This is a genomic window from Streptomyces fructofermentans, assembly GCF_014651055.1.
Lineage (GTDB): Bacteria > Actinomycetota > Actinomycetes > Streptomycetales > Streptomycetaceae > Streptomyces > Streptomyces fructofermentans.
On sequence record NZ_BMWD01000030.1, the window covers coordinates 55,676 to 73,212 of the forward strand.

The following is a 17,537-nucleotide window of genomic DNA, read 5'->3' on the forward strand; positions in this document are numbered from 1 at the left end:
GCACGCACCGAGTGCACCCGGACGGCAGGGCCGTTCCTCCCGTCCGGGTCGCGTCACCGCCCCCGGACGAGGGGCCCGGCGCCGTCAACTCCCGGTGCCGGGCCCCTCCTTGTGCGGCCGGGCCGCTCCGGACCCTCAGCCGGAGAACCCGACGTGTACGAGCCGCACCGGGCCGCGCAGCCCGAGCCGGAGGTCGCGGACCCCGTCGACGCGGACCGGGGCCGTCACGGCGACCTGGTCGTACGGTCCCGGTGTGGCAGGGACGTCCAGGCGCGCGACCACGGGGCCGCCGTCCAGACGCAGCCCGATCGTTCCGCGGCCCGCCGCCACGACGGTGACCGTCCGGGCGCCCGCCCCGAAGTCGCAGGAGCGGAAGAGGAGTTCGGCCTCGCCGCCGTCGGCGGGGCACACCGCGTCGCCCGAGGTCCTCGACCGGTCCACGATCGCGGCCCCCCGCTCCTCGTCGAAGTCCGCAGCGTCCAGGCCGCGTTCGAGGACGGGACGCGGGGTGGCTGCCGTGCCGTCCAGGACGACGGTCCCGCGCAGCCGGACGTCCTCGCTGGACGCCCCCGCGAGAAGTTCGTACGGGCCCGGCTCCACCCGCCAGTCCGACCGGGCCACGTCCCAGAACGCGAAGGCGGACAGCGGCAGTTCGAAGGAGAGCGCGACGGTGGCGCCCGGGGCCAGGCGCACCCGCCGGTGGGCCAGCAGCTCGCGCCGGGGGCGCGGCACGGGAGGCGCTGCCGCGCGGCCGTAGAGCTGGGCCACCTCGTCGGCCTCCGTCCCGCCGGTGTTGGTGACCGTGAACGCGACGCGCACGGACCGCCCGCCCGCGTGGACCGAGAGGCCTCCGTAGGCGAAGGACGCGTACGACAGGCCGTGGCCGAACGGGAAGAGCGGGGTGCCCTCGAAGTACAGGTACGTCTGGCGCCCGCCGATCACGTCGTAGTCGAGCAGGTCGGGGAGGTCCGCGTCCGAGGCGTACCAGGTCTGGGGCAGGCGCCCCGCGGGGGAGACGTCACCAGCCAGGACCCGGGCCAGCGCGGTGCCGGCCGCCTGCCCGCCGTGCGCGGTCCACAGTGCCGCGGGCACGTCCGCGAGGTCGACGGCGTACGGGTAGGAGGACGTGACGACCAGGGCCGTACGGGGGTTCGCGGCGCGGGCCGCCGCGAGCAGGCGCCGCTGGTGGGAGGGGAGCAGGAGCGTCGTGCGGTCCTCGGTCTCCCGGCCGTTGACGTGGGGGTCGTTGCCCGCGACCACGAGCACGACGTCGGCCTCCGCCGCCGCACGGGCCACCGCGTCCTCGCCGCGTTCCGCGACCTCCAGCTCGAAGATCTCCGGCTCGCCCCCGGCAACCTTCACGCCGTCGGCGGTGACACAGACGTAGCGATCCGTGCCGAGGTGCCTCAGGAGGTGGCCGTTCCCGTGGGAGTCGAGCGGTTCCAGGCGGAACGTCTCCTGGACGACCCAGCCGCCCGGCCGGTCCGCCGAGGCGCGCACGAATCCGTCGTCGGCGACCGACAGGTAGCGGCCGTCGGGTGCGCGCAGGGTGAGCACGCCACCGCCCCAGTCGACCAGGGCGAGTTCGGTGCCCGTGCCGTCGGCGGACAGGGGCGCGAGGTCCGTGCGGCCCGCGATCAGCGCCGGGTCGAGCGCGCCCTCTGTGCGCGCCCCCTCGGCCGTGCTTGCTGCGGTTGCGGTGTCTGCGGTGTCGGCGGTGTCTGCGGTGTCTGCCGCGTCGGGACTCCCGGGGACGCGCAGACACGTACCGGCCGAGGTCCTCAGCCGCACCCGGTCCACGCCCTCGGCGTGGACCACCCGGTCGGCGCCGAAGCGCTCGCGGAGGCCTTCGAGGGGGGTGGAGCGGTGGATGAGGGTGCCGCTGTACCAGTCGAGCTTGCACTCGTCGGCGAGGAGCCCCACCACCGCGATACGGGTGTCCGCGCCGGTCAGGGGGAGCAGGCCGTCGTTCTTGAGCAGGACGACGGCCTGCTCCGCCGCCTCGCGCGCGAGCGCACGGTGGGCCGGTGTGTCGAAGTCGGACGTGTCCGCGTACGGGTCGACGAGCGGGTCGAACTCGCCGAGCCGGAAGCGGACCGAGAGCTGCCGCCGCACGGCCGCCGCGATGTCCGCCCCGGTCAGCAGACCGAGGTCCAGGGCACCCCGCAGGCGTTCGACGACGATCGAGCTGTCCGTGCCGTGGTCCGTGAAGCTGTCCACCCCGGCGAGCAGCGCGGCGGCGGTCGCCTCCTCGTGCGTGTCGAAGTAGTGCTCGGAGTCGACGAGGTTCGAGGGCGCGCCCGCGTCCGAGCACACGAGCAGGTCCTGCTCCGTCCAGCCGCGCAGGTGCTCGCGCAGATGGGGCGACACGTGGTTGGGCCGCCCGTTGACCAGGTTGTACGCGGGCATCACGCCGGCCACCGCTCCCGCCTCGACCGTGGCGCGGAAGGCGCGCAGGTCGTACTCGTGCAGCACCCGCGGGCGGACGGAGCCGGAGGAGGTGTCACGGTCCGTCTCGTTGTTGTGAGCGAGCCAGTGCTTGAGCACCGGGGCCGTGCGCCAGTACACGGGGTGGTCGCCGCGCAGCCCGCGCGTGTAGGCGGTGGCGACGGCCGAGGTGAGCCGCGGGTCCTCCGAGTAGCCCTCCTCGTTGCGGCCCCACAGCGGATGGCGCAGCAGATTGACCGTGGGAGCCCAGACGTTGAGGCCCACCCGGTCGTCGCGCGAGCGCATCGCCCTGACCTCGGCGGAGACCGCCTCGCCGACCCGGCGCACCAGGTCCTCGTTCCAGGTCGCGCCGAGCCCGACGGCCTGCGGGAACACCGTCGCCGGGCCCGTCCAGGCCACCCCGTGCAGCGCTTCCTGGCCGGTGCGGAACGCGGCGACGCCCAGTCGCTCCACCGCGGGCCCGTACTGGTGGAGCATCGCGACGCGCTCCTCGGGGAGGAGTCGTTCCAGAAGATCGTCGATGCGCTTCGCGAACGGCAGTCCCGCGTCGCGGAACGGCGGCGTCGGTGCGGTCACTCGGGGGTTCCTTCGCGGCAGAAGCGGGCGAGTGCGGCCAGGCATTCGAAGCGCTTCGATGCTGGGCCGCGCGGAGACGGGTGTCAAGACGTCCCGGCGCACGACCTTCCGACGCAGGCCCTGAAAGCAAGGGGCGACAGAGGCGGTGCGTTGCCCCAAACCTCCGAGGAATCTTGGAATCGGCTCTTGTGCGCCCCAGGGTGTTCACCTAACCTCGCACCAACATCGAAGCGCTTCGACTCCGCTCGACTGTCGATGAGCCGCCCCGGGGCCGCGCACATCCTCCGAGGTCCGCTTCGGCTCAGCCGGTTCCACTCGAGACACCACAGCCGACGGCCCCACCGCCGGGTGTCCTGCTGTGCGCCACGAAGGGTTGACGCAATGACGCCGAACACCTCCGCCTCCGCTCCCAGCCGGAGAAGCTTCCTCGCCTCCACGGCGGTCGTCACCGCCGCGGTGGCGGGCGGGGCACCCCTGCTGGCCGCCTGCGGCGGTTCGCAGGATGGCCGCAAGGAGGGCACGACCTCGGGGAAGGACGCCGAGAAGCTCCTTCCGGCGTTCGTGGCGCAGAGTGTCGTCAGCCCCGACATCCCCGCGCGCAACGGCTCCGCCGCGGGCTTCACCCGGGCGATACCGCTCGCCGACCTGAAGACCTCGGTCGCGAAGAAGCTCGGCAGCGGCGGCCGCCTCAAGGTCATGGCGCCGTTCTGGGGCACACCCCCCTCGGGGGACAACCCGTACTACCGGGCCATGAACGAGGCCATCGGCGTCGACGTCACCTGGCAGAACCAGGACGGCGTCACCTACGACCAGAAGCTCGGCGCGGTGCTCGCCTCGAGCGACATCCCCGACGTCGTGGTGGTGCCCGGCTGGAACCTGAACGGCAGGATTCCCAGTGCCGTCAACGCCAAGTTCGCGGATCTGGGCCCTTACCTGTCGGGCGACGGCGTCAAGGACTACCCGAACCTGGCCGCCGTCCCCACCGACGCGTGGCAGCGCTCCATCTTCGGCGGCCGGCTGCGTGCCGTCCCGATGCCCGCCTCGTACGTCACGGACATCGCGCCCCTGTACCGCCGGGACCTCTTCGCGAAGAAGGGGTACGACGTCCCGAAGAGCCCCGACGCGTTCCTGTCCTGGGCCGAGGAGGCCACGGACGCCAAGGGGAAGGTGTGGGCCTGCGACGACATGAAGTGGACGGCGTTCAACATCTTCGGCGTCCTGCCCGGCAGCGACAAGGCGCTGTGGTGGAACCTCGACGGCGGCAAGCTGGTGAACCGGATCGAGACCGACGCGTACCTCGAGGCGCTGGAGTGGACGCGCAGGCTCTACGCCGCCGACGTGGTCCACCCGGACGCGCGGTCCGGCAAGGCCGGCGGCGACGCGGGCAACCGCTTCACGGCGGGCGAGGTGCTGGTCTACAACCAGAACCTGTCCTCGTGGTGGGGCAAGATGTCCGAACAGCGAGCCCAGAACCCGGACTTCGACATGGCGGCGTTCGACATCTTCGGCGCGGACGGCGGCGACCCGCGCCTGTGGGCGGTGCAGCCCGCCAACATCTTCACCTTCCTCAGCAGGAAGGCGTCCAGGAAGCAGGTCGAGGACTTCCTCGCCATCGCGAACTTCTGCGCGGCGCCCTACGGCACCAGCGAGTTCATGCTCACCAACTTCGGCGTGGAGGGCACCGACTTCGAGATGGAGAAGGGCCTGCCCATCAAGACGGAGAAGGGCGTCAACGAGGTCAACGGCGCCTTCGACTACACGGGGGACGCGGCGCCGTTCGTCGCGCACCCCGACCTGCCCGAGGTCACCAGGGGAATGATCGAGTGGCAGCAGCGGATGGGCGCCTTCACCAAGAAGTCCTCGTTCTACGGGCTCACCGTCACCGAGCCCGGCCGCTGGTCCAACCTCGCCGACGACTTCGAGCAGTTGGAGGACGACGTCGTGCGCGGACGCAAGAAGGTCGGCGACGTCCAGCAGGCGGTCTCCGAGTGGAAGCGGCAGGGCGGCGACAAGCTCCGCGACTGGTACCGGAAGCTGCTCGACGACAACGGCCCCTCGGCGAACTGAGTCCGGACCGAGGCAGGGAGAACGCCGTGTCGCACAACACGGTGCCTCGGAGCAGGGCCGGGGCCAGGACGAGGAACGGACCGGGCACGGCCGCACCCGAGGACGCCGGGGCGGACGCGCACGGAGCCGCGGGAACCGACCGGATCGGTCGGATCAGCCGGTTCGCGCGGTTCGGCAGGTCCCGACGGACGGCCGGGAGCGGGCGGCCGACGGGACGGATCTCCCCCCGCGTCCGCCTGCGGCGCGACCGCACCCTCCTGCTGATGACGCTGCCCGCGGTCCTGCTGGTCCTGCTCTTCAACTACGTCCCGGTCCTCGGCAACGTCGTGGCCTTCCAGGACTACGACCCCTACCTGAGCGACAACGGCTTCGTGGCGATGCTGCAGAGCCCCTGGGTGGGCTTCGAGCAGTTCGACCGGGTCCTCGCCGACCCCGAGTTCTGGCACGCCCTGCGCAACACGCTCGTCCTGTTCCTGCTCCAGCTCGTCCTCTTCTTCCCGGTGCCCATCCTGCTCGCGCTGCTCATCAACAGCGTGCTCAGGCCGCGGGTGCGCGCGGTCGCCCAGGCGATCATGTACCTGCCCCACTTCTTCTCGTGGGTGCTCGTCGTGACCGTCTTCCAGCAGATCTTCGGCGGCGCCGGCGTCATCGCCCAGACTCTGGCCGACCACGGGTACAGCGGCTTCGACGTCATGACCGACCCGGAGTTCTTCAAGTACCTGGTCACCGTGCAGGGCATCTGGAAGGACGCGGGATGGGGCATCATCGTCTTCCTCGCCGCCCTCTCGTCGGTCTCCGACGACCTGTACGAGGCAGCCGCGATGGACGGGGCCGGACGCAGGCGCCGCATGTGGCACATCACGCTGCCCGCGCTGCGCCCGGTGATCGCACTCCTCCTGGTGCTGCGGGTGGGCGACGCCCTCACGGTCGGCTTCGAGCAACTGCTGCTCCAGAGGCAGGCGGTGGGCCCCGAAGCCTCCGAGGTCCTCGACACCTACGTGTGGTGGAACGGCATCCGCAACCAGGACTTCGGCTACGCGGCCGCCGCCGGCCTGATCAAGGGCATCGTCGGCCTGACCCTCGTCCTGCTGGCCAACAAGGTCGCCCATCTCATGGGCGAGCAGGGGGTGTACAAGAAGTGACCGAAGTGATCGGCAGGCCACCGGCGGGGCGGAGGGGGCCCGTGCGCGGGCCCGGCCGCCGGGCCGCACCCGTGCGCCCGGCCTGGGAGGAGGAGCCGAGCCGGGTCGGCCTCGTGTCCAAGGCGCTGGTCCTCGGCCTCGCCGGATTCGCGATCCTCTTCCCGCTGTGGATCGTGGTGGTCACCAGCCTCCAGTCGAAGCGGACCATCGACGAGGTGGGCGGCCTGGTGGTGGTCCCCGAGGGCATCACCTTCGTCGCCTACCAGGAACTGCTCGGCGGCGGCCAGGTGCAGCGCGCGGCACTGGTCAGCCTCGGCGTCACCCTTGCCGGCACCGTGTTCAGCATGGCCGTCTCGGTGCTCTGCGCGTACGGCCTCTCGCGGCGGGGCTCGCTCGGCCACCGCTGGATCCTGATGACCCTGCTCGCCACGATGTTCTTCGGCGCGGGCCTGATCCCGACGTACCTGCTGGTGCAGGCGCTCGGGCTCACCGACACGTATCTCGCGCTGATCCTGCCCAGTGCCGTGAGCGTCTTCAACGTCCTGGTGCTGCGCTCGTTCTTCATGGGCATCTCGCCCGAACTCGTCGACAGCGCGCGGATCGACGGGGCCGGCGACTGGCGCATCCTGTGGCAGATCGTGATGCCGCTGTCCCGGGCGGTCCTCGCGGTGATCTCGCTCTTCTACGCGGTGGGCTACTGGAGCGCCTGGTTCAACGCCTCCATCTACCTCACGGACCAGGACATGATGCCGCTGCAGAACGTCATGATCCAGCTCGTGCAGAAGCAGGAGCGGCCGGTCGGACTCGCCACCCAGATCAACACCGGCCAACTGTCGCCGCTCGCCGTCCAGATGGCCGTGATGGTGCTGGCCCTGGTGCCGGTCGCGGTCCTGTCGCCGTTCGTCCAGAGGCACTTCAAGAAGGGCATGCTGACCGGCGCGGTCAAGGGCTGACGCACGGCCGTCCGTACCCGGCCGCCGGCCCTCCTCGCGCCCTGCGACTCCGTCACGGCCGGTCCGCTCCTGACCGCCGGCCGGCCGTGGCGGTCCCACCGCACGGACCTCCCGCACGGACCTCCCGCACAGCGCCACCGCGAAGCCCGTCACGTGAGCCGCACCGCACGGCACGGCACCGAGGCGCCACCGCAGCCCCATCGGGCGGGCCGCGGCGCACGGCGGCGCCACCGGGCCCCATCCCGTCCGCCAGTCCGCCCGGTCCACCCCGTCCATCCGATCCGCACGAGCCTCCGAGGAGTGTCATGCGCACGTGTTGCCCGAGCGGGCGAGCGGTCGTCACCGCCATCGCCGCGAGTAGCGCGGCGGTCGCGGCGTCCGCCCGCCCGGCCGCCCGCACCCCGGCCGCGGGCACCCCGGCCGCCCGCACCCCGGTAGTGACGGCCCCGACCGCGCCCGCCCACCGGTGGCGCGACGGGCGCGGCCTCGCGTACGGGGAGCCCGTCTGATGCCCGGGCTCGGTGACGCGACCCGCGGCCGGATCCTCTTCGGCGGCGACCACAACCCCGAGCAGTGGCCCGAGGAGACCTGGCACGAGGACGTGCGCCTGATGAAGGAGGCGGGCGTCAACTCGGTCACCCTCGGGGTCTTCTCCTGGGCGAGGCTCGAACCCCGCCCGGGTGCACGCGAGTTCGGCTGGCTGGACCGGCTGCTCGACCTGATGCACGACAACGGCGTCGGCGTCGTCCTGGCCACCCCCACCGCCTCGCCGCCCCCGTGGATGGGCCAGCTCCATCCCGACACCCTGCCCCGCGACGAGGACGGCCGCACCGAGGGGTGGGGCGGCCGCCAGCACTTCTCGCACTCCAGTGCCACCTACCGCCGGTTCGCGGCCGCCATCACCGAGGACCTGGCCGCCCGCTACGGGGGCCATCCCGCCCTGGCCATGTGGCACATCAACAACGAGTACTGCACCCACGACTGGGGCGACGAGGCCGCCGCCACCTTCCGCCGCTGGCTCCGCGACCGGTACGGCACCCTGGAGGCGCTCAACACCGCCTGGGGAACGGCCTTCTGGAGCCAGGGATACGGCGACTGGCAGGAGGTGCTGCCGCCGCGCCGCGTCCACCACCGGAAGAACCCCGCGCAGGTACTGGACTTCAGGCGCTACACCTCCGACATGCTGCTGGAGTGCTACACCGCCGAGCGCGACATAGTGCGACGGCACACCCCGCACATCCCGGTGACCACCAACTTCATGCCGATGTGGGCCGGTCAGGACGGCTGGAAGTGGGCCGCGGAGGAGGACGTCGTCTCCGTCGACGTCTACCCGGACCCGCGCGACCCGTTCGGAGCGCAGGAGGGCGCCCTCGTCCACGACCTGACGCGCTCCCAGGCCCGCGGGCCGTGGATGCTGATGGAGCAGGCCGCGGGGGCTGTCGACTGGCGAGACGTCAACCGCCCCAAGCCGCGCGGCCTCAACCGGCTCTGGTCCCTCCAGGCCGTCGCGCGCGGAGCCGACGCCGTCTGCTACTTCCAGTGGCGCCAGTCCCGGCAGGGCGCCGAGAAGTTCCACTCCGGCATGCTCGGCCACGCGGGCGAGCACGGCCGGACGTTCCGGGAGGTCGTACGGATCGGCGCCGACCTCGCCCGGATCGGACCCGAGGCGGCGGGCACGCACGCGAGCGCGGAGGTCGCGATCCTCCACGAGTGGAACGCGTGGTGGGCGGGCGCCCAGGAGGGCCGGCCCTCGTCCGAGGTCGACCCCGCCCGGATCGTACGGGCCTGGCACCGGGCGCTGTGGGAGGCCCACGTCACCACCGACTTCGCGCACCCGGAGCACGACCTGGCCGGCTACCGGCTCGTCGTCGTGCCGCAGCTCCACCTGCTCACGGACGCCGCGATCGACAACCTCGTCGCGTACGTGCGCGCGGGCGGCACCCTCGTCTGCGGCTTCCTGACCGGGGTCGCCGACGAGGACGACCGGGTGCGGCCCGGCGGCATGGACGAGCGGCTGCGGGAGCTGTTCGGCATCCGGGTGCTGCACGAGTGGTGGCCGCTCGACCCGGGGGAGGTGGTCGACTGCGACGGCTTCCGGGGCACGCTCTGGTCCGAGGAGATCGAGGCCGGGGACGGGATCGCCGAGGCCCGCTACCGGGGCGGTGAACTCGACGGACACCCCGCCGTGCTGCGCAGGGGCCGCGCCCGGTACGTCACCACGCTGCCCGAGCCCGCGGCGCTGCGCGACCTGCTGGCGCGGGCGGCGGCGGAGGCCGGGGCGCGCCCCGTGCTCGACGGACTGCCCGCACGGGTCGAGGCCGTACGCCGGGGGCACCTGCTCTTCGTCCTCAACCACGGCCGCGGGACGGTCACCGTCGAGGTGCCGGGAGCGCACCGCGACCTGCTCACCGGACGTCGGGTCGTGGACACGGTCGAGCTGGAGCGCCACGGAGTGGCGGTGCTCGCCCCATGAGTGCCGCGCACCCCGGCGACCGCCCGGCCCCGACGGGCCACCCCGCCGAACCGGACCCCGCGAGCCCGGCGCCCCCCGGGGGTCCCGAGCGCCCCGAGGGCGAGGGCGTCCCGGACCGCGGGACGTGGGAGCCCCGCCCGGCCGCCCGCTGGGAGGACGCGTTCCTGAGCGGCAACGGACGGCACGGCGTCCTCGTGTTCGGCGACCCGGACGACGACCGGGTCGTCGTGACCCACCACAGCCTGGTGCGCCCCAACGGGAGCGAGCACGCCCGGCCCCCGGAGCTCGCGGAACGGCTCGCCGCGCTCCAGGACCGCCTGCTCGCGGGCGAGGCGCACGCCGCCGAGGACTTCACGGACGGCCGCCCCCTCCAGTGGGTGCAGCCCTTCCACCCCGCCTTCCAGGTGCGCTCCCGCAGGCCCCCGGGCCCGGTCGGGCGCTACCGGCGCACCGTCGACTTCACCACGGGTGTCGTGGAGTGGGTCTGCGGCGAGCGGCACAGCAGGGTGTTCGTGTCACGGGCGGACGACATGGTCGTCCAGTACGTCACGGGACCGGACCTCGGCTTCGACCTCCTCCTCGATCCGCGGCTGCCGGGCGCCCCCGGAGGGCTGCGGGTCGGCCGGGGCACGGTCCTCACCGCGGACGGCGCCCTGCTCTGGCTCCGCGTCGGGTACCCGGACAGCGACCGCGCGTACACCGGGACGACCCTCGCCGTGGTCACGGGCGGCCGGACGACCCCGGGCCTGCCCGGTCTGCGGGTGGAGGGGGCCGACTCCGTCCTGCTGCTGACCCGGGTCCGGCGCCACACGGGGGAGCTGGACGTGGTGGCGGAGGCCCGCGCCCTGCGCGCGAGCCTGACGGGACCGGGGCCGGGACCGGGTCCGGCACCCGGTCCGGGAGCGGCCGGCCACGAGACCGGCCACGAGGCTGTCGGCCGTGGGACCGCCGTGCAGGAGGCTGCCGGGCACGGGACCGCCGGGCACGCGACCGCCGGGCAGGAGGCTGCCGGACCGGACGACCGGGACGTGCCCGCCCCGGTGCCGGGACCCGCGCCCGGCGGGGTGCCGGGACCCGCGCCCGGGGAGGTGCCGGGGCCCGCGCCCGGGGAGGTGCCGGGGCCCGCGCCCGGGGAGGTGCCGACGGAGGCGCTGCACGCCCGGCTCCTCGACCGCCATCTGCTCCTCCACCGACCCGCGTACGGGCGGGTGGCCCTGACCCTCGCCGCCGACGAGGCCGAACGCGCGCTCCCCGGTTCGGTGCTGCTCGGGCGCCCCCGCAGCCCCGCGCTCCTGGAACGGCTCTTCGCCGCCGGGCGCTACCACCTGCTGTCGGCCGCCGGGGCACTGCCGCCGAGGCTAACGGGACTGTGGACGGGGGACTGGGACACCGCGTGGTCGGGCGCGTTCACCACGGACGCCAACCTCAACCTGCAGACCGCGTCGGCCGTCGCGGGGGCACTGCCCGAGGTCGTCGAAGCCCAAGCCGCTCTCGTACACGGCCAGTTGGAGCACTGGCGGGAGAACGCCCGGGCCGTGTTCGGCGCCCGCGGCGTGGTCGCCCCGGCGCACACGGACGGCGAGTCCGGGTACACGTACCACTTCAGCCGCGAGTACCCCCTGCACCTGTGGACGGCCGGGGCCGACTGGCTGCTCAAGCCGCTCGTCGACCACGACGAGGCCCGCGGTGAACACGACCCCCGCCTGACGTCCGCCCTCGCCGAAGTGGCCGCCTTCTACGAGGACTTCCTCACCCGGACCGACGAGCACGGCCAGGTCGTCGTCGTCCCCTCCTACTCGCCCGAGAACGCCCCCGCGAACGCCGGCCGGGGCGCGCTCGACGCCGCCATGGACCTGTCGGCGGCACGGCACGCCCTGTGCACGGCCGCCGCCCGCCGCCCCGGACCCGACGCGGACCGCTGGCTGGCCCTCGCGGGGCGGCTGCCCCCGCACCGCGTCAACGGCGACGGGGCGCTGGCCGAGTGGGCGTGGCCCGGTCTCGACGACACGTACGAGCACCGGCACCTCAGCCACCTGTACGGGGTGTGGCCGCTCGACGAGATCACGCCGTACGACACCCCGTACCTCGCGGCCGCCGCCCACCGCGCGCTCGAACTCCGCGGCTCCGAGAACGACTCCGCGCACGGCCACCTCCACCACGCCCTCGTCGCGGCCCGACTGCGCGACGGCGAACGGGTCGCGCACGCGCTCGGCCGGGTGCTGGGGGGCGACTTCTTCCACGACTCACTGATGAGCGCGCACTACCCGGGCCGCGACGTCTACAACGCGGACGCGGCACACGCCCTCCCGGCCGTCGTGATCGAGACGCTGATCCAGTCCACGCCGGACCGGCTGGTCCTGCTGCCCGCGCTGCCCGCCCGGTTTCCAGCGGGCGAACTGCGGGGCGTACGGACCCGGTTCGGCGCCGACGTCGACCTGCGCTGGAGCCGGCGCGGGGCCCGTGCGGCGATTCGGCCCGGCCGGACCTGCCGTGTCGACCTCAGGACCTCCTCCGGAGCGCGACCGCTCGACCTGCGTGCCGGAGAGGAGCACGTCCTCACCCTGGGGACGCGCTGACCCCGTCCGACCTCCCCCCACCCATGGAAGGGACACCATGGCAACACGCACGCCGAACAGGATCACCCGGGCCCTGCTGGGCCCGGCGCTCGCGCTCGGCGCGGTCGTCGGCCTCTCCCCGGCCCCCGCCCATGCCGCCGTCTGGAGCTCCTGCGACCAGTGGGGCAACACCGCCCTGAACGGCTACACGCTCTACAACAACATCTGGGGCTCCGGCGCCGGCAGCCAGTGCGTCTGGGCCAACTCCGGTACCAACTGGGGCGTCTGGGCCAACCACCCCAACACCGGCGGCATCAAGTCGTACCCCAACTCCAAGAAGGTGATCAACAGGACGATCACCTCGCTCGGCTCGCTCTCCAGCAGCTACAGCGTCACGGTCCCGTCGTCCGGCGCGTACAACACCTCGTACGACATCTGGGACACCGACTACGACTACGAGATCATGCTCTGGGTCAACCACAACGGTGCCGTCGGCCCGCTCGGCTCCTCGCAGGGCAACGTCAGCCTGGGCGGCCACACCTGGACCGTCCACAAGGGCAGCAACGGCGCCAACGAGGTCTTCTCGTTCCTGCGCACCTCCGACTCCAGCTCCGGCACGGTGAACATCCTGCCCATCCTGAGGTGGATCAAGGACACCAAGGGCTGGTTCGGCAACGAGACCATCGGCGACGTCCAGTTCGGGTACGAGATCACCTCGTCGTCCGGCGGCCTGGACTTCCGCACCGACAACCTGACGGTCAGCAGCAGTTGAGCCCGCACGGCCGCCGGTGCCGGTCCACGCGCCGGCACCGGCGGCCCGGCGCACCCCGGGTCCCCGGCTGTCCGGCGGCCGGGAAACCGGGGTGCCCCCGGCGGCGGAGCCGTCGGGTCAGCCGGTGACGGGGAGGGTCGCCCCGTCCCGCAGGAACAGCGGAATGCGGTCCAGCGGCGCCTCCACGGTCACGGCCCCGCCGCCCTCGTACGCCCGGCCGGTCCACGCGTCGGTCCAGCGCGCCCCCGCAGGCAGGTGGACGGTCCTGGCCGTCGCGCCGGCGGTCAGCACCGGGGCGACCAGCAGATCGGGTCCGAAGAGGTACGCGTCGTCGACCGACCACGCCGCCTGGTCCTCGGGGAACTCCAGGAACAGCGGCCGCATCACGGGCTGCCCGTCCTCGTGCGCGGCGCGCATCACCCGCAGCACGTACGGCTTCAACCGCTCCCGCAGACGCAGGTACTTCTCCATGATCGCGCCGGCCTCCTCGCCGTACGACCACACCTCGTTGGGGCCGCCGGTCATGTCCGGGCCGAGCGGCATGCCCGGGTCGCGGAAGCCGTGCAGCCGCATCAGCGGGGAGAACGCGCCGAACTGGAACCAGCGGACCATCACTTCGCGGTACCCGGGGTCGTCCGGGTCGCCGCCGTGGAAGCCGCCGATGTCGGTGTTCCACCACGGGATGCCGGACAGCGCGGTGTTCAGCCCGGCCGCGACCTGGCGGCGCAGGGTCGCGAAGTCCGTGCCGATGTCCCCGGACCACAGGGCGGCGCCGTAGCGCTGACTGCCCGCCCAGGCCGAGCGGTTGAGCGTGACGACCTCGCTCTCCCCGGCCGCGGTCATGCCCTCGTGGAAGGTGCGGGCGTTCTCGCGCGGATACATGTTGGCGACTTCGAGGCCCGGTCCCGCCCAGTAGCGCAGGTTCTCGGAGAAGCCCGGCTTCAGCTCCGGCTCGCAGGCGTCGAGCCAGAAGGACGTGATCCCGTACGGGTCGACGTAGTTCTCCTTCACGCGCGACCAGAGGAACGCGCGGGCCTCCGGGTTCGTCGCGTCGTAGAAGGCCACTTGGACCGTGGAGGCGACATCCTTGTCGGGCCAGTCGGCGTGCGCCACCGGGCCGTACTCCGTGCCGATGAACCAGCCGCGCTGCTCCATGAGCGCGTGGTTCCCGGAGAGCGGGGACACGGACGGCCACACGGACACGACGAGCCGGATGCCGAGTTCCGCGAGCTCCCGCTGCATCGCCGCCGGGTCCGGCCACTCGGCGGGGTCGAACTTCCAGTCGCCCAGGTGCGTCCAGTGGAAGAAGTCGCACACGATGACGTCGATCGGCAGCCCTCTGCGCCTGTACTCCCGTGCCACGGAGAGCAGTTCGTCCTGTGTGCGGTAGCGGAGCTTGCACTGCCAGAAGCCCGCCGCCCACTCCGGGAGCATCGGCGAGCGCCCGGTCGCCGCGCTGTAGCGGCGCTGGGCGTCGGCGGGGCTGCCCGCGGTGATCCAGTAGTCGATCTGCCGGGCCGAGTCCGCCACCCAGCGCGTGCCGTTGGCCGCGAGCTCGACGCGGCCGACCGCCGGGTTGTTCCACAGCAGGGTGTAGCCGCGGCTGGAGGTGAGGACGGGGATCGTCACCTCGGCGTTGCGCTGGACGAGGTCGAGGACGGCGCCCTTCTGGTCGAGCAGGCCGTGCTGGTGCTGGCCGAGGCCGTACAGCTTCTCGCCCTCGTAGGCGGCGAACCGCTGCTCCAGCCGGTGGTGTCCGTTGCCGACGGGGGTGTACAGGCGCGGCCCCGGCCACCAGAAGTGGGCCCGCTCCTCCGAGAGCAGTTCGGCGCCGTCCGCGGTACGGGTGAATCGGACCAGGCCGTCCGCGCCGACCTCGACGGTCAGCGCGCCCACGGTCAGCCGGCCCACGCCGTCCTCGATCCGGACCGCCGAGCCGGTCTCGGGCGCCTCGTCGAGCAGCGCGCACGGCAGCCCGTCGAGGACGGGACCGCCCAGCCTGGCCCGCACCCGGACGGCGTCCGGCCCCCAGGGCTCCACGCGTACGGTCTCCTGGCGGCCGCTCCACTCCAGGGCGCCCCCGCGTTCGCGGAAGGTGCCCACGGTGGGCGAGGACTGGGCGAGGCCGGCGGAGCCCTGTCCGGGCCCGCCGTGCCGCTCGGGCGGATCGTGCTGCTCGGGTCGCGCGTGCTGCTGGGGCACGGTCTCGGCGGGCTGGTTCATGCGGGTGCTCCTGAAGGTGCGGGTGCTCCTGGGGGAAGGAGTGGCGGCAGGACCCGGGGACGCGACGCGGAACGGCCCGCCGGGACAGGACGGGGTGCTCCGGCACCGGGGGAGGCGTGCGGGTGCGCGGTGCGCGGTGCGCGGTGCGCGGTGGGGCGGTTGCGGGTGCTCAGGGGGCGGCGGGGGCCGGACCCGTGCTCGCGCGGACGGTCAGCTCGGGGGCGATGAGCACGACGTCGTCCTCGCCCTGCCCGCCGAGCTTGGCGACCAGGCGCTCCACGGCGGTGCGGCCCATCTCCTGTGCCGGGATCGCAACCGAGGTCAGCCGTACGGAGGCCTGGGTCGCGACCTGCTCCGGGCAGATCGCCACCACCGAGACGTCCTCGGGGACGGCTCGGCCCTGCTGGCGCAGCAGCGCGAGCAGGGGTTCGACCGCGGACTCGTTCTGCACGACGAAGCCCGTGGTGGCGGGCCGCTCGTCGAAGATCCGGGACAGCGTCAGCGACATGGCGTCGTAGCCGCCCTCGCACGGCCGGTGCAGCACCCGCAGGCCCAGCTCCCGGGACCGGGAGCGGAGTCCGTCGAGGGTGCGCTCGGCGAAGCCGGTGTGCCGTTCGTAGACCGCGGGCGCCTCGCCGATGACAGCGATGTCACGGTGTCCGAGCATCGCGAGGTGCTCGACGCACAGCGCGCCCGTCGCTCCGAAGTCGAGGTCGACGCAGGTCAGGCCTTCGGTGTCGGCCGGGAGGCCGATGAGGACGGACGGCTGGTCCGTGCCGCGCAGCAGCGGCAGCCGCTCGTCGTCCAGCTCGACGTCCATCATGATCATCGCGTCGGCGAGCCCGCTGCCGGTGACCCGGCGCACGGCGTCGGCACCCTCCTCGCCCGTGAGCAGCAGCACGTCGTACCCGTGGGTGCGGGCCGAGGTGGCCACCGCGATGGCGATCTCCATCATCACGGGTACGTACATGTCCGTGCGGAGCGGGACCATCAGCGCGATGATGTTGGACCGGTTGCTCGCCAGCGCCCGGGCCCCCGCGTTGGGGTGGTACCCGAGCTCGTGGATGCTCCGCTCGACCCGCTGCCGGGTGCTCACGGAGATGGACCGCTTGCCGCTGAGGACATAGCTCACCGTGCTCGCCGAGACTCCGGCGTGCTGGGCGACCTCGGCGAGGGTGACCATCCAGCTCTCCAAGCGTTTGTGCGAAGCGCTTCGACAGTGCGCGTCGGGGGCTTGCGGGGGAGTGGGGGTGGCCCGACACTAGCTTGACGGTGGGTGGGTGTCCATAGGTTGTCGAAGCGCTTCGACTCGACTGGCGTTTGGCGCGGGTGGTCCGCCCCCGCCCCTCCGTGTGCCGGGCGCTGGAGGGCGGCCGGCGCGCACGGGACGCGGGCGCCCCGCGCCGAGTGTCGGCCACGCGGACCGGGTTCCCGTCCCGACCCCGGCCGCCCCGTGCCGGGCGAGCCCCGGAACGCACCGACCGCACACGGTGCGGGCCTCGTGCGCGGCCCGAGTCAGGGCACGAGGGGGCCGGGCGTCCGGCTTCGAAGCGGCCGCCTGTGCGATTGCCGGGGGACGACCGCCCGACTCGGCCGCCCCGGCAGGCTCGGGGGCGGCCCGGAGGGCTTCCGCACGGCGAGCGGTTCGGCCCCCGCGCGACGGCCCGTCCGCACCCCGGCCCGAAGACCGACCGGACAAGGCACGGGCCCACAGGGCGTCCCCGCACGGCCCCCCCCGGGTGGCCGGAGTCCAGTCCGCCGGGCTCCCGGCACCGGCCCGCAGGCCCCGGCCGACCGGCGCGGCGCCCGGAGCCCGTGCCGCAGGGCGTTGTCACACGGACCCGCAGGGCGTCCGGCGTGGCTCCCCCGCACGGACCCGCAGGGCGTCCCCGTACATACGGACCCGGCGCCGTGCCCCGAGTCCGTCCCGCAGGGTTTCCGCGCGGCGGCCGGGCAGGGTGCCCGCACCGACCCCCGCCCGGTAGTCGGAGTCCGTCCCGCAGGGCTCCCGCCCGCCGACCCGCAGGCCGTGCACGAACCGGCCCGCGGTGCTCCCGCGCACCGACCCGCAGGGCGTCCCCGCACGGACCCGGCGCGGTGCAGGGAGTCCGGCGCGCAGGGTTCCCGCCTACCGACCCGCCAGGCGTCCCCCCACCGATCGGCAGGGCGCCCTCGCAGCGGCTTGTGCGGTGCCCGGAGTCCGACCGCGCGGGGGTGTCCCCGCACCGGCCTGCGGGCTGTTGAAGTGCCGCCGCGCGCCGCTCCCAAGCACCGGCTCGGGGGTGACAGTCGGCGCGGGACGCGGGCGCCCCGCGCCGACGGCCCGCA

Annotated in this window: 9 protein-coding genes; 6 read left to right on the forward strand and 3 right to left on the reverse strand. The window is 73.6% G+C overall.

Annotated elements, in window-relative coordinates; genetic code table 11:
• Positions 1-135: 135 nt before the first annotated feature.
• A complete protein-coding gene (locus tag IE265_RS31715; RefSeq protein ID WP_190039194.1) occupies positions 136-3,069 on the reverse strand; it encodes a glycoside hydrolase family 3 C-terminal domain-containing protein in 2,934 nt (977 codons plus the stop codon).
• A gap of 336 nt (positions 3,070-3,405) precedes the next feature.
• Between IE265_RS31715 and IE265_RS31720 the strand changes: the two genes are divergently transcribed.
• The 6 genes from IE265_RS31720 (at position 3,406) to IE265_RS31750 (ending at position 12,986) form a co-directional block, all read left to right on the forward strand.
• Entirely contained in the window at positions 3,406-5,091 is a 1,686-nt protein-coding gene (locus IE265_RS31720) for an extracellular solute-binding protein (protein WP_190039195.1), read from the forward strand.
• A gap of 26 nt (positions 5,092-5,117) precedes the next feature.
• Complete coding sequence (locus IE265_RS31725; RefSeq protein WP_190039196.1) at positions 5,118-6,233, forward strand: ABC transporter permease; 1,116 nt, start codon at positions 5,118-5,120, stop codon at positions 6,231-6,233.
• Complete coding sequence (locus IE265_RS31730; RefSeq protein WP_373303070.1) at positions 6,230-7,186, forward strand: carbohydrate ABC transporter permease; 957 nt, start codon at positions 6,230-6,232, stop codon at positions 7,184-7,186. The genes IE265_RS31725 and IE265_RS31730 overlap by 4 nt, the downstream gene beginning before the upstream one ends.
• 508 nt (positions 7,187-7,694) lie before the next feature.
• A complete protein-coding gene (locus IE265_RS31735; protein ID WP_190039197.1) occupies positions 7,695-9,659 on the forward strand; it encodes a beta-galactosidase in 1,965 nt (654 codons plus the stop codon).
• Complete coding sequence (locus IE265_RS38745) at positions 9,656-12,235, forward strand: glycosyl hydrolase family 95 catalytic domain-containing protein (RefSeq protein WP_229916758.1); 2,580 nt, start codon at positions 9,656-9,658, stop codon at positions 12,233-12,235. The genes IE265_RS31735 and IE265_RS38745 overlap by 4 nt, the downstream gene beginning before the upstream one ends.
• Positions 12,236-12,272: 37 nt before the next feature.
• On the forward strand, positions 12,273-12,986 hold the full coding sequence (locus IE265_RS31750) for a glycoside hydrolase family 12 protein (RefSeq protein ID WP_190039198.1): 714 nt from the start codon (positions 12,273-12,275) through the stop codon (positions 12,984-12,986).
• Positions 12,987-13,103: 117 nt separating this feature from the next.
• Here IE265_RS31750 and IE265_RS31755 read toward each other — a convergent pair whose 3' ends face one another.
• Complete coding sequence (locus tag IE265_RS31755; RefSeq protein ID WP_190039199.1) at positions 13,104-15,209, reverse strand: glycoside hydrolase family 31 protein; 2,106 nt, start codon at positions 15,207-15,209, stop codon at positions 13,104-13,106.
• Between the two features lie 169 nt (positions 15,210-15,378).
• Entirely contained in the window at positions 15,379-16,392 is a 1,014-nt protein-coding gene (locus IE265_RS31760; RefSeq protein ID WP_190039236.1) for a LacI family DNA-binding transcriptional regulator, read from the reverse strand.
• Positions 16,393-17,537: the final 1,145 nt, after the last annotated feature.

Coding starts and splice junctions, on each gene's coding strand:
- IE265_RS31715 (WP_190039194.1), bottom strand. CDS start 3,069: ATGCCTGGCCGCACTCGCCCGCTTCTGCCGCGAAGGAACCCCCGAGTG.
- IE265_RS31720 (WP_190039195.1), top strand. CDS start 3,406: ATGACGCCGAACACCTCCGCCTCCGCTCCCAGCCGGAGAAGCTTCCTC.
- IE265_RS31735 (WP_190039197.1), top strand. CDS start 7,695: ATGCCCGGGCTCGGTGACGCGACCCGCGGCCGGATCCTCTTCGGCGGC.
- IE265_RS38745 (WP_229916758.1), top strand. CDS start 9,656: ATGAGTGCCGCGCACCCCGGCGACCGCCCGGCCCCGACGGGCCACCCC.
- IE265_RS31750 (WP_190039198.1), top strand. CDS start 12,273: ATGGCAACACGCACGCCGAACAGGATCACCCGGGCCCTGCTGGGCCCG.
- IE265_RS31755 (WP_190039199.1), bottom strand. CDS start 15,209: ATGAACCAGCCCGCCGAGACCGTGCCCCAGCAGCACGCGCGACCCGAG.
- IE265_RS31760 (WP_190039236.1), bottom strand. CDS start 16,392: ATGGTCACCCTCGCCGAGGTCGCCCAGCACGCCGGAGTCTCGGCGAGC.